Annotated in this window: 18 protein-coding genes and 2 pseudogenes; 12 read left to right on the top strand and 8 right to left on the bottom strand. The window is 69.0% G+C overall.

Translation table 11 applies throughout. From position 1 onward, the window contains the following. Positions 1–6: 6 nt before the first annotated feature. From ACIQCZ_RS11330 to ACIQCZ_RS11310, 5 genes are all read right to left on the bottom strand, one after another. Positions 7–1,740: an ABC transporter ATP-binding protein gene (locus ACIQCZ_RS11330; RefSeq protein WP_402281505.1), complete on the bottom strand. Its 1,734-nt coding sequence runs from the start codon at positions 1,738–1,740 to the stop codon at positions 7–9. A 161-nt stretch (positions 1,741–1,901) separates the two neighbouring features. Next, positions 1,902–2,450 carry a hypothetical protein gene (locus ACIQCZ_RS11325; protein WP_402281504.1) on the bottom strand — a complete coding sequence of 183 codons (549 nt, stop codon included), beginning with the start codon at positions 2,448–2,450 and terminating at the stop codon, positions 1,902–1,904. Between the two features lie 14 nt (positions 2,451–2,464). Next, positions 2,465–3,091, bottom strand: coding sequence for a MauE/DoxX family redox-associated membrane protein (locus ACIQCZ_RS11320; RefSeq protein ID WP_402281502.1), 627 nt, complete (start codon positions 3,089–3,091; stop codon positions 2,465–2,467). A 64-nt stretch (positions 3,092–3,155) separates the two neighbouring features. After that, positions 3,156–3,380 (bottom strand): hypothetical protein, encoded by a 225-nt coding sequence (locus ACIQCZ_RS11315; protein WP_402281499.1) that lies wholly within the window; start codon positions 3,378–3,380, stop codon positions 3,156–3,158. 1,269 nt (positions 3,381–4,649) lie between these two features. Beyond that, positions 4,650–5,786, bottom strand: coding sequence for a hypothetical protein (locus ACIQCZ_RS11310; protein WP_402281497.1), 1,137 nt, complete (start codon positions 5,784–5,786; stop codon positions 4,650–4,652). 545 nt (positions 5,787–6,331) lie between these two features. Here ACIQCZ_RS11310 and ppk2 point away from each other — a divergent pair. Next, complete coding sequence (gene ppk2 / locus ACIQCZ_RS11305) at positions 6,332–7,153, top strand: polyphosphate kinase 2 (RefSeq protein ID WP_402281496.1); 822 nt, start codon at positions 6,332–6,334, stop codon at positions 7,151–7,153. Here the strand turns inward: ppk2 and ACIQCZ_RS11300 are convergent. Beyond that, positions 7,143–8,048 (bottom strand): universal stress protein, encoded by a 906-nt coding sequence (locus ACIQCZ_RS11300; protein WP_402282147.1) that lies wholly within the window; start codon positions 8,046–8,048, stop codon positions 7,143–7,145. The genes ppk2 and ACIQCZ_RS11300 overlap by 11 nt on opposite strands. Positions 8,049–8,373: 325 nt before the next feature. On the opposite strand from ACIQCZ_RS11300, the gene ACIQCZ_RS11295 reads away from it, so the two are divergent. From ACIQCZ_RS11295 to ACIQCZ_RS11275, 5 genes and pseudogenes are all read left to right on the top strand, one after another. Then, on the top strand, positions 8,374–9,750 hold the full coding sequence (locus ACIQCZ_RS11295) for a nicotinate phosphoribosyltransferase (RefSeq protein ID WP_402281495.1): 1,377 nt from the start codon (positions 8,374–8,376) through the stop codon (positions 9,748–9,750). Positions 9,751–9,897: 147 nt separating this feature from the next. After that, positions 9,898–10,359: a cyclic nucleotide-binding domain-containing protein gene (locus ACIQCZ_RS11290; RefSeq protein WP_402281494.1), complete on the top strand. Its 462-nt coding sequence runs from the start codon at positions 9,898–9,900 to the stop codon at positions 10,357–10,359. A 47-nt stretch (positions 10,360–10,406) separates the two neighbouring features. Then, entirely contained in the window at positions 10,407–11,030 is a 624-nt protein-coding gene (locus tag ACIQCZ_RS11285; protein ID WP_402281492.1) for a CBS domain-containing protein, read from the top strand. Continuing rightward, positions 11,027–11,251, top strand: a pseudogene (locus ACIQCZ_RS11280) (MBL fold metallo-hydrolase RNA specificity domain-containing protein); the annotation flags it as partial. The gene ACIQCZ_RS11285 and the pseudogene ACIQCZ_RS11280, both read left to right, overlap by 4 nt. 258 nt (positions 11,252–11,509) lie before the next feature. After that, positions 11,510–12,166 (top strand): CBS domain-containing protein, encoded by a 657-nt coding sequence (locus tag ACIQCZ_RS11275; RefSeq protein WP_402282145.1) that lies wholly within the window; start codon positions 11,510–11,512, stop codon positions 12,164–12,166. A gap of 143 nt (positions 12,167–12,309) precedes the next feature. Here the strand turns inward: ACIQCZ_RS11275 and ACIQCZ_RS11270 are convergent. Then, positions 12,310–12,647 (bottom strand): annotated as a pseudogene (locus tag ACIQCZ_RS11270) (hypothetical protein); the annotation flags it as partial. Between the two features lie 50 nt (positions 12,648–12,697). Between ACIQCZ_RS11270 and ACIQCZ_RS11265 the strand changes: the two are divergent. The 6 genes from ACIQCZ_RS11265 (at position 12,698) to ACIQCZ_RS11240 (ending at position 17,511) form a co-directional block, all read left to right on the top strand. After that, the gene (locus ACIQCZ_RS11265) at positions 12,698–13,234 is read left to right on the top strand and encodes a GNAT family N-acetyltransferase (protein WP_402281490.1); all 537 of its coding nucleotides are present in this window, start codon (positions 12,698–12,700) and stop codon (positions 13,232–13,234) included. A 187-nt stretch (positions 13,235–13,421) separates the two neighbouring features. Further along, positions 13,422–14,423 (top strand): Acg family FMN-binding oxidoreductase, encoded by a 1,002-nt coding sequence (locus ACIQCZ_RS11260; RefSeq protein WP_402281489.1) that lies wholly within the window; start codon positions 13,422–13,424, stop codon positions 14,421–14,423. Between the two features lie 13 nt (positions 14,424–14,436). Then, positions 14,437–15,156 (top strand): universal stress protein, encoded by a 720-nt coding sequence (locus ACIQCZ_RS11255; RefSeq protein WP_402281488.1) that lies wholly within the window; start codon positions 14,437–14,439, stop codon positions 15,154–15,156. 159 nt (positions 15,157–15,315) lie between these two features. Further along, positions 15,316–16,047, top strand: coding sequence for a helix-turn-helix domain-containing protein (locus ACIQCZ_RS11250; RefSeq protein ID WP_402281487.1), 732 nt, complete (start codon positions 15,316–15,318; stop codon positions 16,045–16,047). A gap of 185 nt (positions 16,048–16,232) precedes the next feature. Then, positions 16,233–16,694 carry a cyclic nucleotide-binding domain-containing protein gene (locus tag ACIQCZ_RS11245; RefSeq protein ID WP_402281486.1) on the top strand — a complete coding sequence of 154 codons (462 nt, stop codon included), beginning with the start codon at positions 16,233–16,235 and terminating at the stop codon, positions 16,692–16,694. Positions 16,695–16,800: 106 nt separating this feature from the next. Continuing rightward, positions 16,801–17,511 (top strand): response regulator, encoded by a 711-nt coding sequence (locus ACIQCZ_RS11240; RefSeq protein WP_402281484.1) that lies wholly within the window; start codon positions 16,801–16,803, stop codon positions 17,509–17,511. Between the two features lie 18 nt (positions 17,512–17,529). Here ACIQCZ_RS11240 and ACIQCZ_RS11235 read toward each other — a convergent pair whose 3' ends face one another. Continuing rightward, the gene (locus tag ACIQCZ_RS11235; RefSeq protein ID WP_402281482.1) at positions 17,530–19,251 is read right to left on the bottom strand and encodes a GAF domain-containing protein; all 1,722 of its coding nucleotides are present in this window, start codon (positions 19,249–19,251) and stop codon (positions 17,530–17,532) included. Positions 19,252–19,888: the final 637 nt, after the last annotated feature.

The following is a 19,888-nucleotide window of genomic DNA, read 5'->3' as shown; positions in this document are numbered from 1 at the left end:
GTTTCCTCAGTCGCGCGCGGCGGCCCGGTAGCCGGATGCCTGGAGTGTGAACAACCGTGCGTAGGTCCTGTCCAGTTCGAGCAGTTCCGCGTGGCTGCCCTCCTCGGCCACGCGGCCGTCCTCCAGTACGACGATCCGGTCGGCGCCCCGTAGTGCACCGAGGCGGTGCGAGATGAGCAGACTGGTCCGGCCGGTGCGTGTGCGCTGGAGCGAGGCGTGGATCTCGGCCTCGGCCTCGGCGTCGAGACCGGCCGAGGGCTCGTCGAGGATCAGGAGTTCGCTGTCGTGTCGCAACAACGCCCGTGCCAGCGCGAGCCGTTGGAACTGGCCCCCGGACAGCACCACGCCCGTCTCCGGGTCGTCCTTGTCCCCTTCCATCATGAACGTCCGGGAGAGCAGGGTCTCGTAGCCGTACGGAAGACGGCTGAGGACGTCGTGTATGCCTGCCTCGCGTGCGGCGCGGGTGAGGCGCTCGCCGTCCCCCAGCGCACTCAGGTCACCCAGGGCGATGCTCTCGGCGGCGGTGAGGTCGTAGTTCATGTAGTCCTGGAAGACGACTCCGATCCTGCGGCGCAGTTCTGCGGGGTCCACCTCGCGCAGGTCCACGCCGTCCCATCGAATCGCGCCTTTCACCGGGTCGTAGAGTCGGCAGAGGAGTTTCACCAGGGTGGTCTTGCCGGCGCCGTTGAGGCCGACGAGTGCGAGGGAACGTCCGTACGGAACACGGAGGCTGACGCCCCGCAGGATCCACGGATGGTCGGCCGAGTAGCGGAACCACACGTCGTCGAACTCGATCGCCCCGGCCAGGGGCGGCAGGTCGCGCGGCGCCTCGGCGACGGGCAGGTCCTGTGCGGCGGTGGTGACGGCGACGAAGTGGCCGAACATCAGCAGCGACTGGTGGGTTCCGGCGATCGCACCCGCCAGACCCCCCAGCGCGGACTGCACGGCGACGACGGCGGTGAGGAACATCGCCACGTCCCCCAGGGACAACCCGCCCCGGCTCGCCGACGCCACCGCCCAGACCAGGCCGCCGCCCGAGACGAAGGCTCCCAGCATTCCCAGCCCCGCCTGCCAGGTGACCTCCCTGCGGTCGACGGTCCGCCGTGCGGCGTTGGCCGCCCGCCGCTCCGCCAGCATCCGGCCCCGCAGATGGGGGGCGGTTCCGAACAGCCGGATCTCCTTGGCTGCGGCCACGCTCGACAGCAGGTGGCTGTAGAACATCTCCCGGCGTTCGATGGGACCGACCGTGACCGAGACCGCCGCCCGCTGCCGGGACAGCGCCACCTCCGCGAGCAGTGTCGGGACACCGGCGAAGAGCACCAGGACCGTCATGCCCGGACTCAGGGTCCACAACGACAGCAGAAACCCCATGAGCACGAGCGCCGACTGGCCCAGGCGCAGCAGGCCGTCCACCGCCTGGAGGGGCATCGTCCCACCCGCCTGTTCGGCGAGGCGCAGCCGGTCGAGGAAGGCGGGGTCCTCGAAGCGGGCGAGGCCCACGAACCGCTCGACCGCGCGGAACAGCCGGTCCTGTGCCCGCAGGCCGACCGAGCGGTCGAGTTCGGAACGCAGGTACTCGGCACCCTGGGGACCGATCGCCAGCGCGACCCCCGCCAGGGAGAATCCCACGGCCGACCACACCGGATCCCAGGCGGGAGTGCGGCCCGACAGCCCGTCGAGGATCAACTTGGTCAGCCAGGCGGCCGCGACCGGCAGGACGCCGCCCACCAGAGTCGTCATCACATAGAGGCAGAAGGTTCCGGGCGCCGCAACGAAGGCCAGGCGGCAGGCCGTTCGCAGGGTCTGCCGACCTCCGTTCCCCGGTGGGGCCGTCGGCTCTCCGTCCTCCCGCCGTAGGGACGGCGGACCTCCGTCCCGCGGCGGGCAGGGCGCCTCGGCCATCAGATCAGAGCGCCCATCGGCTGGTCCAGGTCGATGCTGTTGGCGCTGACCCGTACCTGACCGAGCTCGTCCCGTGCGACGCGCAACATCGTCGGGAAGGCGGACACCTTGAATGCCCCGGCCACGGGGCCCATGCCATTGGTCACCACGACACGCGCGACCGGAGCCAGCGCCTGAGCGAACTCCCGCTCCTTGCCGTCGTCCTCGGCGACCACCACGAGGGTCTGGTCCCGGCCGCCGGGCAGCTTCCTGGCGTACTCGACGAAGCGCGGCATCTTCTCCCGGCACGGCGAGCAGTCGTGCATGAAGAAGGCCACGACGCAGTCCTCGGCGAGGTCATCGCGTCCGACTTCCGTACCGTCGAGCGTGACGGCGGCGAACTCACCGACCTCCAGGCCGACGGGCACGTCCGACTCGTTCGGACCGCCGCGCTCGGCCAGCAGTTCGCTGTGCTCGCGCAACCGCCTGACCACGCCGATGGTCAACAGCAGGTTCAGGCAGCACAGCGACCCCACCACCAGAACGAGAACGAGGAACAGGGCATTCATTGTCCAACTCCGTTTCAGGTACGTGAAAACTTCTGACGCTTCAGGGATGACGAGCAGGCCGCCCGGGGAGCCGACAGTCCCCGGCGAACACGGTCACGGGCAGGGACCTTTGCGGCGGCGCCCGGCCTGAACAGCGAGACGATGTCGTCGAGCACCGTGACCAGACCGCCCAGCACGGCCCCGGCGCAGCCGGCGCCCACCGCCCCGGACCACACCAGCGTCCCGTGCGGCGCGGACGATGCGAAGACACCGGTGGCCGCGGCGGCGACGAGCAGCGCATTGCGCAGCAGGTGGCGCGGCGCGAGCACCTCCGACGAGGCCCCGAAACAGCGGCACGGCCTGCCGCCGCCGCGCCACAGCAGGACCACGATGGCGACGGAGAAGACGAGCAGGAGCAGGCCTGCGGCAGCGAAGCCTGCGACGGCGAGGAGGCGCGAGGGAGCGGCAAGACAGGCGACCAGGGCGAGTTCACCCGCCACGACACAGCCGGCGGCCGACGCGGTCAGCCGGTCCGGCAACAATCTCATGGCACGCAGAGACGCACGGAATTCCCGATGGGACGACGGCCCCAGCTTGCTCAGGGACGAGATCAGGAACACGAAGCCGATGAAGCAGCGCAGGCCGAGAGCCAGGTAGTGCATGAAGACATCCACCTCTACTGGAAAGAGCGGCGCCGCGTGGGCGCCGCCCCCGCTTCGGGCCCGATCAACAGGACGTCGCGCCGCACCATGTGCTCTTGACGACACAGCCCTGTCCGTCGCAGCAGTACGCCTTGCACTGCTGGTTGCTCGGGCACTGCCAGCACGCCTTGAACCACTTGCAGCCACACTGCGCCGCAGAAGCCTCGATGCCGGGCACGAACCGCTCCAGCAGACCGGCGCCCATGGCCTCCAGTTTCTTCAACAAGGGATTGCCTCTCTTCCGGGTCACCCAGCCCTTCCGTGGGCCGAGCCGGAACCAGATTCACCAACCCCTGAGGTGCCGTGCAATCGACCTGGCGCACCGGCACGGTACGGATCGATTCCGTACCTTTCCCGCGGTGAACGTGCAGGTCGGAGCAGGTTTCTGATCCTGTTCCGAACAGGCTGGTACAACCCGGAACGAGGAACCGTGCGCAGGCCCCGAGCCCAGGAGCGCCTGTCCTTGGAGAACGCCGCCCTCTCGGGCCGGGATGCTGCCGCGGTCGAGGTCCGAGCATGCCGCGGCAGCTGCAGCACGTGCCCTGAGATCGGTCCCTCAACAGCTCGTCGCGCACCGGAATTCAGTCCAGGACGGACCGCATGCCGTCCTCCGGGGACAGCCCCCGGCGTCCACCGCGGCAATTCGACCGCTCGGTCGCTCGGTCGCTCTTGGTGTGGCTGCCGACGACTCACCGGGTCGCGGTGCGGTGTCGATGGTTGCGAAGGCTGTGCTGACGACGTTGTTGAACTCGGCGCGCAGCTCCCGAACCGTGGTGCCGGATTCTGTGCCCATGCTGATCGCGATCGGTCGCCGCGAAGGCCGACGCGATGGCGTCCACCGGCTCACCCGTGCTCGTCTCCGACGCGGCCGCACTGTTGAACCCCCGCCTCGGAGCGCCCTCACCCCTGAACACCCGTACGAGGCTTCGCCCTTACTCCTTCGATCACTTGGCGCTGATCGTGCGTACCGCCGAACCCGTCGGTCCTGGTGGCAACGGCCGCCTAAGGTCTTTCGTTCGGAGCAGCCCGGCTTGATCCAAGCGAGGGGCCCTAAGGGCTGTCCCGTAACCCCTGGCCGGAGCAGCGCGCGGCGTCGGATGCGGTGCATCGCAAGGCGGAGGGACGTCCGCATACTGGATGTATGCGGATGTTCCGACAACGCGGCGAGGTGCCGTAGCTGTCGTCGCGCGCCCGCCAGGGGTTACGGGACAGCCCTTAGCGGCGCGGGGTACCGCCGACCCCGCGCCCGGCCCGACCGATGGCCGAGGAGATCGCCGTACCGGGCAGCCTGGACACCCACCCCTGCCGGGCGCTGCGACCGATGCCGGCCTCGCCCAGCGACGACGTCCTGCCGGGGCACCCCCTGCAGGGCGGCGGACACCTCCCGCACGCCCAGCAGGACGAGTTGCTGCTTTCACTGCCCTGGCGCTGCGTGCCCGCGACCAGCCCTGTCGTCCACCGGGTCGGACGCGCCGCGCGCCTGGGCTCGCGCAGGGCCGGATCGGCCCCGCGCAAGCGGTCAGGGTCGGCTCAGCAGGTTCAGAGTGTTGGTTGCGTTGTCGACGAAGTAGACCCGGTTGGGGTTTTTGGCGATCGCGAGTCCGAACAGTGCGCCCGCTCCCGGCGGGGTGCCGCTGGTGTCGAGCGTACGCACGGCCACCTGGGCGCCGCGGGGGGTGGTCTCCACAATGTTGCCGTCGCCGCCGTTGACGGTGAGGATGTCGCCCTTCGGGGTGATCGCCAACCCGAGCGGGCCGTTGAGGTATTGGCCGGTGGTGACCACTCGGCCGATTCCGGCGCTGGTGCGCCGATTCAGTGCGTCCGGGATCGCGGTGATGCGGTTGTCGACGGTGTCCGCCACATAGAGCGTCCCGTCCCGCAGGCCGACACCGGTCGGCCCGATCACGAGGGCTGTCGGGTCGGTCTTCTCGGCGAAGCCCGAACCGATCTCGGTCGTGGCGATCCAGGTCGGCGGCCGGTTGTCGTGGGTGCGCAGGGTCATCCGCAGCACGGAGCCGTGCCGCACGACGTTGCCGCCGCCGGCGACCGTGTCGTTGAGCACGTTGGTGACGAACAGATCAGTCTTCTCGCCGCGGCTACTCGCGGTCATGTCCCAGGGACCGTTGATCCCCTGGCCGCTGAAGGTCTCCCGGACCTTTCCGTGGCGGTCCAGCACGAGCAGGCAACCGGCCTGCGCCGTGGCGGATGTGCCGTCGGTCGTGGGCAGACTGCCCACCACCACCCAGCCGCCCGGCAGGATGGACAGTGCGGTGGTCAGCCCCACACCCCCCGGACACGGGCCTGGCAGGTTCTGCGGGTCGATCTGGGCGAACAGTCTGGTCGTGCCTTTCGGGCTGACCTGCACGAGAGTGGTCCCCGTGCCCTGCTGATTCCCGGCATTGTTGAAATTACTGATCAGTACGTTGCCGCGCCGCAGGTCACCGACACTCTTCTCGACCAGGGCAGTGCCGTACGGGTTCTGGTCGCCGTTGGCCGGAACAGTCGACGCGACGGTCGAGATGGTGTGAAGCGGCCCGAGGAACGGTTTCCCGTCCCCACCCGGCGGCACGGCGGATGCCGTCTGGCCCACCATCATGATCGCTGTCGCTGCGGTCACAGCCACCGCCGCGAGACGCGAAGTGAGAACAAGCCTCATCAGGGTCATACCTCCTCATGGTTGTGCGGCCGTCCTACGGTCCACGACGGTCACAGAGAGTTGCCAGTCATCACATAATCGGACTCCATGGCGCAGTGCACGTCGGACAGAGCCGGATGCGCGACCCGGTCATGGAGCGAGGCAGGCTGTGGCAGCAGCGCAGTGCGGCGAAGGGGTCAGACCAGCTGTCTGAGCGTCAATCACGGCTACTTTGCAGGCGGGTTCGCCCTAAGGGCTGTCCCGTGATCCGCGATGGAGCACCGCGCGGCGTCGGATGCGGTGCATCGCAAGGCGGAGGGGCGTCCGCATACTGGATGCATATGGACATTCCGACGACGCGGCGAGGTGCCGTAGCTGTCGTCGCGTGCCCGCCGGGGATCACGGGACAGCCCTCAGCCCGACGAACCTGCCGTTCCGGCCACCGCCGAAATACCGATGCGCTCGCCGTCCCGCCTCATGGAACACGCCGTATCGGGTGCGCGCACCGAAGCCCATTCGGCGCTGTCGCTTGACTTCGGGCATGTTCTCCTCCATAACGTCATCCCATGTCGGACGAGAAGGGCTCGGGCGAGCCCGCAAAGCTGCCTCGCTCGCTGTACGAGCCGGAGCTGTACCGGCTCCAGACCGAGCTCGTGAAGCTCCAGGAGTGGGTACGCGTCGAAGGCGCACGGCTCGTCGTGGTGTTCGAGGGACGTGACGCGGCGGGCAAGGGGAGCACGATCAAACGCGTCACCGAACACCTCAATCCCCGAGTGGCGCGCATCGTCGCCCTGCCGCGACCCACCGAACGCGAGCGCGGCCAGTGGTATTTCCAGCGCTACGCCGAGCATCTTCCGGCCGCGGGGGAAATGGTTCTGCTGGACCGGAGTTGGTACAACCGCGCGGGCGTCGAGCGCGTCATGGGTTTTTGCACCATGGAGGAATACCAGCGGTTCCTTCGGCAGTGCCCGATCTTCGAGCGGATGCTGGTGGAGGACGGCATTCTGCTGCGCAAGTACTGGTTCTCGGTCAGTGACGCGGTGCAGGAGGAGCGGTTCCGACGTCGGCTGCGGGATCCCACCCGCCGGTGGAAACTCTCGCCGATGGACCTGGAATCGATCACCCGCTGGGAGGCCTATTCACGGGCGAAGGACGAGATGTTCGTCCATACCGACATCTCGGAGGCTCCGTGGTACGTCGTCGAGAGCGACGACAAACGCCGGGCCCGGCTGAACATGATCGCCCATCTCCTGTCGAGCGTGCCGTACGAGGCGGTCTCTCCGCCGGTGATCGAACTGCCTCCGCGGCCTCCGGCCACCGGGTACCAACGGCCGCCGAGGAACCTTCAGACGTACGTCCCCGACCACGCGTCGCACCTCAGGAAGTGAGGAGAGGGGATTCGTACGATCGGGCCGCCAGAGGTACGACAGCCACCGGACAGTCGGAGTGGTGGAGCAGGGTATGAGCGACCCGGCCGAGTTGGAGTCCGAGGTGGCCGCGGCGGCGATGCGCCCCGACGACGATCAGGTCTGCAGCGGCCGAGCGCTGAACCAGCACTTTCGCAGCCGTTCCCTCGACCGCCGCCGAACGCAGCCGGACCGTCGGGTGATCGCGTACGGACTCGGCCACCGCTTCGTCGATCAGCGTCGCCGCACGTGCCTTGCAGTAGAGGTGCGGCTCACCAGCGGCACGCGAATGATCGGCGCGATCGTGCGAGGGACAGCGCCAGGCATGTACGGCATCCAGGTCACAGCCCCTTGCCCCGGCCTCGTGGAAGGCGAACCGGATCGCCGCCCCTCCCCTCTCCGGTTCCCCGACACACACGAGGATCCGCCCGTGCACGCCTTCGATTCCGGCCCTGTCACCACGCACGACGATGACGGGGCAAGGGGCCCGGGCGGCCACGACCAGGCTGACCGAACCGAGCAGAAGTCCGGTGAGCCCGCCACGGCCCCGCTCCCCGGTGATCAGCGCCTGGGCATCGCGTCCCTCGTTCAGAAGGGCGGTCACCGCGTCCTCGGGCGTCACCTCGATGGAGACGTCGACGTCCGGACGGCGGCGGCGGGCGCGGTCAGCGGCGGTTGCGGCGATGCTGTCGGCGAGCGCCTGGTCCGAAGGACGGCCCAGGCCGAGCGTCGGCGCGGCGCCCTCGTACTGCTCCCACCCGGACGCGTACACCAGTCGCAGCGGCAGCCCATGAAGAGCCGCCTCGTCGACGGCCCAGTCGACTGCCCGCAGGCTGGTCTCCGATCCGTCCACACCCGAGACCAGGGGCAACTCCATCATTCCCACCGCCTTCCACTCGACCGAGTGAGAAGTACCTGTCCTCACAGTTGCACTGGAGCGGGCCGTTCGTGAGGACCGGTCCGGCCCGGACGGGGAACGTTCGGCCCCCCTTCGCGGTCCAACCGGTCGGCACGCACGACGTGCTCTTCGGCAACGGCAGGAGCCACTCGGCGGCGCTGATTGCCGACCCGGCGCCTGGCTGGCCCGCGAGTCGCGGGCGGCCGATAGTGGAGGGAGGAGTGCAGGGTGGTGCGGCGCGAGCGCGCATGGGACGGGCGGCAGTCCCGGAAGGAATGAGGCGACGGGGAGGAAGGTGCCGTCGATGTCGGATGCCACGAGCACCGATCTCTACGAGGTCACGATGGCTCAGTCGTATCTGAGCGAGGGCATGACACGTTCGGCGACGTTCAGTCTGTTCGTGCGCGATCTGCCGCCGGACCGGGGGTTCCTTGTCTGTGCCGGGCTGGAACCGGTCCTCGACTTCCTCTCCGCCTATCGCGTGGACGCGGATGACGTGGACGTCTTCGCCTCTGTGCTGGGACGACAGCCCGAGGATCTGGCACCGCTGCTCGGCCTGGAATTCAGAGGCGACGTCCGAGCGGTCCCCGAAGGGCACGTCGTGCTGGCCGGAGAACCCCTGCTGGAAATCACGGCACCCCTCCCCCAGGCCCAGATCGTCGAAACCTACGTACTCAACCGGCTCAACCACCAGACCTCCGTCGCCTCCAAATGCGCCCGGTGCGTCCTGGCCGCCGCCGGACACCCGGTCGTGGACTTCTCCCTGCGTCGCACGCATGGCATCGAAGCCGGGCACCAGGCCGCCCGGCTGGGTGCCATGGTCGGCTTCGCCGGAACCAGCAATGTGGCGGCGGCCCACTCCGAGGGCCTGACCGCAGTCGGCACGATGGCCCACTCCTATGTCGAGGCCTTCGGTGCCGAGGAGGACGCGTTCCGGGCCTTCGCCCGGTCCCATCCCGGCCCGGTGACCTTTCTCGTGGACACCTACGACACCGTGACAGGCGTGGCGACGGCAGCGCGTGTACTGCGCGATCTGGGTCTCGGCCCGGGGTGCGCCGTCCGGCTGGACAGCGGTGACCTCGGGGCCCTGGCCGTACAGGCACGGACCATCCTCGATGCCGCCGGCCTCCGAAGAACACGGATCGTGGCGAGCGGTGGTCTCGACGAGTTCGCCGTGGACAGACTGGTCCGCTCCGAAGCGCCCATCGATACGTACGCGGTCGGCACCCGGGTCGGCGTCTGCGCAGATGCTCCCTTCCTGGATTCCGCATACAAGCTGGTCGAATACGACAGCCGGCCCGTGATGAAACTGTCCTCGGCCAAAGTGACCGCGCCGGGGCGCAAGCAGGTGTTCCGAAGACCGGGATACGCTGATCTCATAGCTCTCGTCGACGAGCGGCCGCCGCCGGACGGCGTCCCACTGCTGGAGTCGGTCATGAGAGAGGGGCGACGCGTTTCAGAACGTGCCGACCTGGACACGGCACGGCAAAGGTTCATGGCCGACCTCGCTGCACTGCCGCCCGGGGCCCGCACCACAAGGGCGCCCATCGCGCCGGAGGCGGGCCTCTCACGACGCCTCAGCTCGCTCACCGCGGATACCCGCCGATACATCGAGAGGAATCTGCTGCGGGGCACTCACGAAGCCGTCCGATCCGAGCTCGCGCCCGGACGCGAGGAGTGACTCGGCGGGCGGAGCAGCCCGGTGCTCCGAGATCGAAAGGCTTGCCCGCCCGGGGCCGGACGGGACCGCGGCGGGGGCCGGTCGGCCCCTGTCCGTGAGCCGACTGCCCCGCGATGCTGAAACCGGAGGCTACAGAGGAGGCCACCGATGAGCGTTTCTCCCACTCGCATCACCTCGGCCCTGCCTGCCCAGTGCCGGGCCCGCCTGATGGGGATCGGGCACGAGGTCAATTTCGCCCAGGGAACCCGTCTCTTCCAAGAAGGAGATCACGCGGACCGCTTCTGGATCCTGCGCTCGGGCACCGTCACGCTGGACATCCATGTACCGGGCAGTGCCCCGGCAGCGATCGACAGCCTCGGCCCCGGCGAACTGGTCGGCTGGGCCTGGCTGTTCGAGCCCTACGTCTGGCACCTCGGAGCAGAGGCGATGACGCCTGTCCGCACCCATGAGTTCGACGCGGCGACCGTACGGATGATGATGGACGCGGATCCCGTCTTCGGCTCGGCCGTCGGCCACTGGGTCGGGCAGGTACTCGCCCACCGGTTGCAGGCCACTCGGATCCGTCTGCTCGATCTCTACGCCCCTCACGGCAGCGGCGGGTTCGTGTGAGCACGCCGCCCTGCCACCAGCCAGGAGTCACGCCCGAGGAGCACCCCATGGCTGCATCCCGGTACACCGTCAGCGACGTCATGACCCACACAGCCGTGGCCATCGGCCGCGAGGCCTCGTACAAGGAGATCGTCGAGCTGATGCACCGGTGGAAGGTCAGCGCCGTGCCGGTCCTCGAAGGCGAGGGCCGCGTCGTCGGGGTCGTCTCCGAGGCGGACCTGCTGCCGAAGGAGGAGTTCCGGCAGGACGACCCGACGCTGCCCGGCCAGCTGGAGGAGGCGTCCAAAGCCGACGCGGTGCTGGCCGAGGGGCTGATGTCGAGTCCGGCCGTCACCGTCCACCCCGATGCCACGCTCGCCGAGGCCGCCCGCATCATGGCACGCAAGCGAGTGAAACGACTGCCCGTCGTGAACGATCTCGGCATGCTGGAGGGCGTCGTGAGCCGCAGCGACCTGCTGAAGGTGTTCCTGCGCTCCGACGAGGAGATCGACGAGGAGGTCCGATCCGCCGTGGTCGCCGAACTCTCTCCCTCGGACCGGGTGGAATTCTCCGTGCTGGACGGTGTCGTCACCCTGCGGGGCCCTCTCCGGAACCGTTCCGTGGTGCCACTTCTGGCTCGGGCCGTTCGCGCGGTGGAAGGCGTCGTGGACGTACGCATGGAGCTTGGCTGAAGTTCCCTCCAGACACTTGCCCGCACACTCAAGGTGTTCGGGCGGGTACGTACCCGTACGCGCTTGAGGCGACCGGCCTCCCGCACTGCTCGGCACACGCCGACGCCGACCAGATCATGGACTGGCTGCGCGGCGCCCCCGCGCCACGCACGACCCATGAGGTCCACGGCGAGGAATCGTCGTCCGGTGCCCTGCGGGACCGGATCGACCACGAGCTGGGCCGGACGGCGGTCGTATCCGGAACCGGTGAAGCCGTCCTGGTACGCCGACGGGCGCCGTGCGGCCGGCGCGATCTCACGCCACGAAGCTCTCTCGCAGTTCGTTCCCCCCGGTGCGAGGCTGCGAGTGAGGGACGGGAGGCACACCATGAACTCCATGGAGCCTCCGCTCGTCACGGATTCGACGCCGTGGTCGCATCGGACTTTGTCGCCCTCACGGCAGCAGTCGGCCGCTCGCCCGCATCCATCGAGGAGCCTGCCATGACCTCCGCCCGGTACACCGTCGACGACGTCATGACGAAGACCGTCGTCACCGTCACCCCCGACGCTGAATTCAAAGAGATCGCTGCCGTCATGGAGCGTTGGAAAGTCACCGCGGTGCCTGTCGTCGAAGGCGACGGCCGCGTCGTCGGCATCGTCTCCGAAGCCGACCTGCTCCCGAAGGAGGAGTTTCACGAGCACGGGCCCGGCATGATCGACCCCATGCACCGCCTGGACGACACCGTCAAGGCCGGCTCGGTCCGGGCCGAGGAAATGATGACGAGCCCCACCGTCACGATCGAGCCCGGCGCCTCCCTCCCGCAGGCCGCCCGGCTCATGGCCGACCGTCGCATCAAGCGCCTGCCGGTCGTCGACGCCGACGGCAACCTCAAGGGCATCGTCAGTCGCGCCGATCTGCTCAAGATCTTCCTGCGTTCCGACGACGACCTCGCCGCAGAAATACGCCACGAGGTCGTCGACCGGCTGTTCCCCGCCTCGCACGGCGACGTGAAGGTCAGCGTCACCCGCGGTGTCGCCACACTCACTGGTCGCGTCCGCGACGCCCCTCTCATTCCCGTCGCCGCCCGCCTCGCTCAATCCGTGGAAGGCGTCGTCAGCGTGGACTGCCGAATCGAAAGCCAAGCATCCGCCCAGTGACCCGAGTCGGAGATTCGTTGTCGGTTCGGTACGAGTTGTCCGGGTCCGGAGCTTTCGCCGTCGTAACTTCCGGCCTGGTGCACGATAGCGAGCGCGCTGTGTCGGAGAGTTGAGTGCGTCGTCGTTCGACGTCCCGAGGACGAGCGGTGATTCGTGGAGTACCGGTACTGTTTCGACTGCTCGGCCACCGCGTGGTCCCGGGTGGGCGCCAGGGTGGACGCCGAAGAACGGGGCGAGTTGACGCAGCGTCAGGTCAGCACGCCAGTACGCGGTGACCGGCCAGGCCCGGTCCTCCAGCGGGAGGCTCCACGGTCGTCCCCGGCGGACCACGTCCGTGCCTGCGCACCGTAGCGCGGTCGGTTGCTTGCCAAAAGCAGCGCGGACTCAGCCCGGGGAACGGGGCCGTCCAGGACAGCCCCGACGCGGTGATCACACCAGCCGCACCTGGATCACCGCCCGGGGTGGTGCAACCCTGCGCCATGCCGCAGGAAACCGATGGTGCGAGGCGCCTCCGGCATCAAGAATCACCGGATGCATGTAGTGAAGTTGTCCGACGGGATCATCACTCTGTCCCCGTTGCGCCTGGACGATGCGAAGGCGCACCTCACGGGGGAGGATGAGCTGCTCGTTCGCCGGCTCAACGGCGGTCCCGGCACGCGCGAGGGCGTCGAAGCCTACATCCGGCACTGCCGGGAACAGTGGGACACCGCCGGACCGCTCCGCGCTTTCGGTATCCGGGTGGGTGGAGACGAGATCCTCGCAGGGACGATCGACTTGCGGTTCGCAGGAGAGGGCTTGGCCCCCGGCCAGGTGAACGTCGCCTATGGCCTCTACCCGTCCTGGAGGGGACGTGGCCTGGCCACCCGCGCGGTCCTCCTGGCGTCCCAGTACGCGGCCGGTGCGGGCGGGAAAGAGGCGGTGATCCAGGTGGAGCCGGAGAATCCCGCGTCCGCCGCAGTCGCGCGGCGGGCAGGGTTCACCCCCGACCAGCGGACCCACGGCAACAACGGCAACAACGTCACACGGTTCGACAGGTACGTCCGGGACCTACGCACCGCTCCCCAGTGACGATCAGCAGTCAGCAGGACAGCCTTCAAGCCTCGATGGTCGGGCATCCGCCTGGACAGGGGTCGCATGTGGCCCTGCCGAGGGGCCATCCGGATCCGAGCGAGGGACGAACGGCCCATACGGACAGGGCTGCGATCCGCTTCATGCTGAAGCCATCGACCATTCCCGACTCCCCGGGAGACCTGCGATGCCCACGAGAGCGCTCGACGACACCACACTGGCCGGCCTCGTCGCCGATGCCACCGCCGCCCCGTCCATGCACAACGCCCAGCCCTGGCGGTTCCGCTACACACGCCACAACCGCACCTTCGCTCTCCGGGCGGACTTCGAGCGCGCGATGCCGGAGGCCGACCCCACCACCCGTGCACTGCACGTGGGCTGCGGCGCGGCCCTGCTGAACCTGCGTGTGTCCGCCGCCCACCACGGCCTGGACGCGCTCACCACGCTGCTGCCCGAACCGTCGGACCCGGCCGTACTGGCCACCGTCGGTCTCAACGTCCGCCCCGACGCCCGACGGGAGCCCGCGGATGAAGTCCTCGCCGCTCTCCACCCTGCGATCCGGGACCGGCACACCAGTCGCTATCCGTTCGACGAACAGGTGATCCCCGAAGACGTCCGTGCGCAGCTCGCCGACGCGGCCCGCATCGACGGCGCCAACTTCGCTTTCCTGGCACCGATCCATCTGGAAACGGTGCTCGAACTGATCCGGGACGCCGAAGGGTACGACCGCGGGGACCCGGCACGGGAGGCGGAGCAGGAGCGCTGGACCCGGAACACGAAGACCGAGGCGCCCGTGGACGGAATCCCCGACTACGCCTTCGGCCCCCGCGACGCCTCCGAACGAGCCACCACCCGCGACTTCGCGGGAACCGGGGTCGTCCCGGGCCGAGCCCGTGTCCTGTTCGAGAACCGACCTCAACTGGCCCTGCTGAGCACCCGGGGCGATCGGCCCACGGACTGGCTGCGCGCCGGTCAGGCCTTGGAACGCGTACTGCTCACCGCCACGCTCCACCAGGTGTCCACCTCGTTCGCGACCCAGCCCCTCGAATGGCCGGACCTGCGATGGCTCCTGCGCGACCCGGTCTACGGCACGGGACACCCACAGATGATCATCCGTCTGGGATACGGGCCGAGCGGGCCACGTACACCGCGACGCCCCCTCGACGAAGTACTGACCATCGAACCGTAGAGACCCGCACTGTATGCGTCGAGGCAGGCAGCCACCCGCGCAACACCTCCACGCGGAGGTGAGCGTGGTCGCCGACATACGGCCCGAAGACCCCGTGAGCGCATTGGTGCGCGAGAGCCATGAGGCAGCCCTGGTCGTCCTCGGATCCCGTGGCCTCGGCAGGATCGCCGGGATGCTCCTCGGGTCCGTACGCCTCGCCCTCGCAGGCCGGTCCCACTGCCCGGTCGTCGTGATCCCGGCGGCCACCCCGAGCGCTCGGCCGAAGCCGGGCCGCATCGTCGTCGGAATCGGGGACGCCGCAGGACCGTCGGCGGCCGCCCATTTCGCATTCGCGCAGGCGACATCGCGCCACGGCGAGCTGATCGCCGCCCGCGCCTGGCGCTGCCCGGCCCACGAAGCCGCGGACCATCCGCTCCTTGCGGGCTCCTCGGCCTCCACACATCGCCGGCAGGCCGAGGAACATCTCGAAGACGTACCGGCGGTACTGGAGCGGACCAGGTCCGATGCCGTCGTCCACCGATCCGTGCTGCAGGGACCCGTACATCAGATACTGATCGAAGAAGCCGAGGGCGCGGAACTTCTGGTCGTCGGTGCGCACCATGCCGGCGGGCACCACGGGCTGCGCCCCGGTCCGGTGAACCACGCGGTGTTGCACTGTGCGCCCTGCCCCGTCGCCGTCGTTCCGGACAACACGCGAAGCCTGCGGGCGGGAGCGCGTGCCACCCTCCCGTGAGCCCCGCGCAGCCCGCGGCATGGGCTGAGCGGGTCGTGGGACCGGGCCGGTCGGCCCAAGCGCCATGCGTCCCCTCCGGCACACGATGAAGTGGAGGAAGAGCGCGGGAGGAGTGACTGGCCCGACTGCCGGGCCGGACCCATCAAGGATGTGCGGACCATGGTGTACGGAGAAAGCCACTCATCGGACAGCAAGCCGGACAGAGCCCCGTCGGGAGACCTGGGCCGACGGGTGATGACGCGCCGCGAGCAGCTCGGGCTCAGCCGTGAGGAAGTGGCCGAACGGGCCGGATCGGCGCCCGGTTACATCCAGTACGTGGAAAAGCATCAGGCCACGCCCGGCATCGGGTTCCTGCTGCGACTGGCCCAGGCGCTGGAGACCAGCCTGGCCGAGCTGACCGGCAGCACGACGGAGCTGCCCCCGGGCATCGGCCAGGCCGGCTATCACACCCAGTTGCTCGAACTGGGCCCCCAGGAGTGCCACCGTCTGCTGTCCACCCACGGCGTGGGCCGGATCGGTGTGACGACGGCCGACGGGCCGGCGATCCTGCCGGTCAACTACGTCGTGGATGGTGACCGGATTTCCTATCGCAGTGCTCACCACGCGCTGCCCGCCGCCGCAGCGGACCACCTCGTGGCCTTCGAAGTGGATCACATCGATGAGGCGCTGAGCCAAGGGTGGAGCGTACTTCTCGTCGGTACGGCAACAACCGTCACCGATCCCGAAGCCTCACGAAGGCTGGACGAACTCGCTCCCACCACTCCGTGGGCCGGCGGCCCACGGAATGTATGGCTGACCATCACCCCCACCCGTGTGACCGGGCGCCGTATTCGCGTGCTCAAGAGCCACGCCGCGCCGGCCGGTGGTGAACCCCGAGATCCCTCGACATGACGCCGCCATGGATCCACGGCCGGGCCCGAGCGCATGATGTCGCAGGTTCGGGCCGACGGCGTGCGGCGTACGGACACGGCGTGGATTCCGTTTTGCATCACGCAGCACGACCGAGCGCTCCTTTGAAAGCACGCATATCGTTCAGAGCGGGCGGGCACACATCGCCGGCCAGGAACGGAGGGTCCATGTCCACGGCCAGGAGTCTGCTCGACGTGATCCCGTCCGAGAGCCGGGCCCGCCTGCTCGACGAAGCGGCCTGTGAAGTGCCTCTGGTCCTCGACACACGGCTCTTCGATGAGGGCAGAAGGGCAGACCGCTTCTGGGTCATCCGCTCCGGACAGGTCGAGGTCGACCTTCATGTGCCCGGCCGTCGTGCGGCGGTCGTCGAGACGCTGGGGCGGGACGATCTGCTGGGCTGGTCCTGGCTGTTCCCGCCGCACGTATGGCACCTGGGTGCGCACGTGGTCCAGGCGGGACAGGCCGTGGAATTCGATGCCGCGGCAGTCCGCTCGCTGTGCGAGGCCGATGCGGTGTTGGGCCGGGCGGTCTACAGGTACGTCGCCGAGACGGTGGCGGAGCGGCTGTACGGCACGCGGAAGAGGCTGCTGCAGCTGTACGGTCCCCGGGCCGAGGTTCCTGAGGCCTGAACGGTCCGCAGCGGGGGCCTTCCGGCCCTGGTACGTCTCTCCTGTGCGGACCCACGATGGGGAGGAGGTGGGACTGCGCAGCCCGTCGACAGCGAGGAGGGCCACCATGAGCGAAGAGACGGGGTTCTCAGCGCAGAAACCGATCCGCGTGTTCCTGCTGGACGACCACGAGGTCGTCAGGCGCGGGGTGCAGGATCTGCTGGACGCGGAACCCGACATCGAGGTCGTCGGCGATGCCGGCACGGCCGATCACGCACTCTCCCGCGGCCCGGCGCTCCGCCCCGACGTCGCGATTCTCGATGTGCGACTGCCGGACGGCGACGGGATCACGGTCTGCCGTGAGCTGCGCTCACGGATGCCGGAACTGGCCTGTCTCATGCTCACCTCGTTCGACGACGACGAAGCGCTGCTCGACGCCATCATGGCCGGCGCGGCAGGCTACGTACTCAAGGAGATCAAGGGTGCGGACCTCGTCACCGCCGTCCGCACGCTGGCTTCCGGACGCTCGACCCTCGACCCGTCGACCACGGCTCGGCTGATGAACAGCCTGCGCGAGGAGGAACTCGGCACTGGACCTGCGCAGGACGACGCACTGTCGGAGCTGTCCGCGAGGGAGATGGACGTTCTCGCGCTGATCGGTGAAGGACTGACCAACAGCCAGATCGGCAAACGTCTCTACCTGTCCGAGAAAACGGTCAAGAACCACATCTCCCGTCTGCTGGCCAAGCTCGGTGTCGAGCGCCGCATCCAGGCGGCGGTGATCGCCGCTCACGCCACGGATTCCGCCCCGCCCGGTGCCAGGCACCATCAGAGGTGAGCGTGCGGCCCCAGAACCTCAGGACAGTCGCAGCGGCACACGCCAGCACAGCCGGGTCCCGCCGTGCCCCGCCACCCCCACGTCCAGCTCGCCGCCGAGTTTCTCGGCGCGCCGCGCAAGGTTGTCGAGCCCGCTCCTGGAACCGACGTGCTCGGGCATGCCCACACCGTTGTCGGACACGACCAGGTCCAGCGCCCCGTCTCCCACCATCAGCGAAATGTCCACGGCCGTCGCCCTTGCGTGGCGAGCGACGTTGCTCAGTGCCTCGCCGAGGACCGCGATCACCTGATCGGCGATCCCGGTCGGCACATCGGTATCGATCAGACCGCCCATCCGCAGGGAGGGCTGGAAGCCCAGGGTCCGTGCTGCCTGCTCGACCGTGGCCGCCGTCCGGGCACGCAGCCCCTGGCCGGCCCGGCCCGAGTCACGGGTGCGGAGTCCGAAGATGGTGGATCGGATGATCTTGATGGTCTCGTCCAGGTCGTCCACGGCGCGCAGCAACCGCTCGCTCGCCTGTGGCTGTTCCACGAGCCGCACCACGCTCTGCAGCGTCATCCCTGTGGCGAACAGCCGTTGGATGGCCAGGTCGTGCAGATCCCGGGCGATGCGGTCACGTTCCTCCAGCAGGGCGATCTGCTCGGCGGACTCGCGCCGTTCGGTGAGTTCCATCGCCAGGGCCGCCTGTCCGGCGAACATCAGCAGGGGCTCGGTCTCCGAATCGGTGAAGGCGGGACGGTTCCGTATCCGGGCCAGCAGCAGTACTCCACGGGTCCGCTCCCCCGTCACCATCGGGACCGCGACAGCCGGGCCGAGTCCCGGCCACCTCGGGGGTCCTTCGGTGATCCTGGGGTCGTGTGCGACATCCAGGCTGGTGATCGGTTCGCCCGCGTCGAGAGCCGCGCCGACGAACGATCCCTCACGTGGCAGGATCAGACCGCGATGCATCTCGGCGTCCACGCCCGATGCCAGTACCACACGGAGGGACTTTCCCTCGGCGCCGTCGGGAAGTGCCAGGACGCCTAGATCCGCGCCGAGAATGCGCGAGGAGTGATCGACGATCATGTCCAGGATGTGCGCGTTGTCCTCTCCGCCCAGGAGGCCCGCGACGATCTCGCTGTTGGCTTCCTGCCAGCGCTGACGGTCACGCGTCTGCGCATACAGGCGGGCGTTCTCGATGGCCACACCCGCCGCCACCGCAAGTGTCGAGAGCACGGTCTCGTCCTCGGCGTCGAATGCGCGGCCGCCCCGTTTCTCGGTGAGATACAGATTGCCGAACACCTCGTCGCGGACCCGGATGGGAACCCCCAGGAACGAGTGCATCGGAGGATGGTTCGGCGGAAACCCGTAGGACGACGGGTGCTCGGAGATTTCCGCGAGCCGCAACGGCTCGGGGTGGCGGATCAGCTCGCCGAGGATGCCGTGCCCGTCGGGCAGCGGGCCGATGGCCTCACGCTGCTTCCCCGTGATACCCACCGGCAGGAACTGCGTGAGCCGGGTTCCCTCACCCACGACTCCCAAGGCTCCGTACTCGGCATCGACCACAATGACCGCGGCCTCGACGATACGGTGCAGCACCTGGGACAGGTCGAGCCCTCTGCCCACTGACATCACGGCGTCCAACAGGGCGGCAGTCTCGGCAGGGCCGCGTTTCACGGTGTCGAGGCGCCCCTGGAGGTCCTCCGGCAACGTGCTCAGCCGACGGCGCTCCTCGCCGCAGTGTTGCGTTCCGTTGTCGCCCACGGCGCCTCCGTCTCGCCCCGCACGTCCCGGGGCCGGCCACACCTCCACGTTAGTGTCCGCGCGCAAGTGGCCGCGCGCCGGAAAGCACCTGGAAACAGCCCGGGCAGGTGCCGCACGCCGCCCCGCGCGCCTGACGGCGATGCCCGAAACGGCGAGGCGGACCGCGTGCCCGCCGACGGAGTCGGGACTCCTGCGCCACCCTCTGACAGGGTTGAGGTGATCGATCACTTCGGTCACGTCGTCGATGTTCTCGACCTCCGCGAGCAGCCGCGGGACATCGGCTTCCACCATCCGGCCACTGACGTCCACCACGCTGTTGCATACGGTGACCTCGACGGTGTTCCGCGCGGCAGGAAGTTTTCGGCAAGGATCCTCGACCGAATCCGAGCTCCTGCGGCAAGTGTTCCCAGGTGCCCCCGGTTTGCAGCACGACCAGGGTGCCCCGGAACCCGGCTGGTCCGGATGCCGCTGAGCCCGGTGAGCCGTACCCGCCGCGACACTGACGGCCTGATCCACTCTCCAACGCGAACCAGGCCGTAACGCCTCCCACGATCCGCCTGCAGGCCGCAAGGGCCGGCGGAGAACAGCTGGAGCGGACACGGCCGCCAGCCCCCTCACAGCGGCTCTGTCAGGTGAC

The organism is Streptomyces sp. NPDC093149, assembly GCF_044754145.1.
Taxonomy (GTDB): Bacteria; Actinomycetota; Actinomycetes; order Streptomycetales; family Streptomycetaceae; genus Streptomyces.
This window is presented reverse-complemented; position numbering and strand designations above follow the sequence as displayed.

Coding starts and splice junctions, on each gene's coding strand:
- ACIQCZ_RS11330 (WP_402281505.1), bottom strand. CDS start 1,740: ATGACGACTCTGGTGGGCGGCGTCCTGCCGGTCGCGGCCGCCTGGCTG.
- ACIQCZ_RS11325 (WP_402281504.1), bottom strand. CDS start 2,450: ATGAATGCCCTGTTCCTCGTTCTCGTTCTGGTGGTGGGGTCGCTGTGC.
- ACIQCZ_RS11320 (WP_402281502.1), bottom strand. CDS start 3,091: ATGCACTACCTGGCTCTCGGCCTGCGCTGCTTCATCGGCTTCGTGTTC.
- ACIQCZ_RS11310 (WP_402281497.1), bottom strand. CDS start 5,786: ATGAGGCTTGTTCTCACTTCGCGTCTCGCGGCGGTGGCTGTGACCGCA.
- ppk2 (WP_402281496.1), top strand. CDS start 6,332: ATGTCGGACGAGAAGGGCTCGGGCGAGCCCGCAAAGCTGCCTCGCTCG.
- ACIQCZ_RS11300 (WP_402282147.1), bottom strand. CDS start 8,048: ATGGAGTTGCCCCTGGTCTCGGGTGTGGACGGATCGGAGACCAGCCTG.
- ACIQCZ_RS11295 (WP_402281495.1), top strand. CDS start 8,374: ATGTCGGATGCCACGAGCACCGATCTCTACGAGGTCACGATGGCTCAG.
- ACIQCZ_RS11290 (WP_402281494.1), top strand. CDS start 9,898: ATGAGCGTTTCTCCCACTCGCATCACCTCGGCCCTGCCTGCCCAGTGC.
- ACIQCZ_RS11285 (WP_402281492.1), top strand. CDS start 10,407: ATGGCTGCATCCCGGTACACCGTCAGCGACGTCATGACCCACACAGCC.
- ACIQCZ_RS11275 (WP_402282145.1), top strand. CDS start 11,510: ATGACCTCCGCCCGGTACACCGTCGACGACGTCATGACGAAGACCGTC.
- ACIQCZ_RS11265 (WP_402281490.1), top strand. CDS start 12,698: ATGCATGTAGTGAAGTTGTCCGACGGGATCATCACTCTGTCCCCGTTG.
- ACIQCZ_RS11260 (WP_402281489.1), top strand. CDS start 13,422: ATGCCCACGAGAGCGCTCGACGACACCACACTGGCCGGCCTCGTCGCC.
- ACIQCZ_RS11255 (WP_402281488.1), top strand. CDS start 14,437: ATGCGTCGAGGCAGGCAGCCACCCGCGCAACACCTCCACGCGGAGGTG.
- ACIQCZ_RS11250 (WP_402281487.1), top strand. CDS start 15,316: ATGGTGTACGGAGAAAGCCACTCATCGGACAGCAAGCCGGACAGAGCC.
- ACIQCZ_RS11245 (WP_402281486.1), top strand. CDS start 16,233: ATGTCCACGGCCAGGAGTCTGCTCGACGTGATCCCGTCCGAGAGCCGG.
- ACIQCZ_RS11240 (WP_402281484.1), top strand. CDS start 16,801: ATGAGCGAAGAGACGGGGTTCTCAGCGCAGAAACCGATCCGCGTGTTC.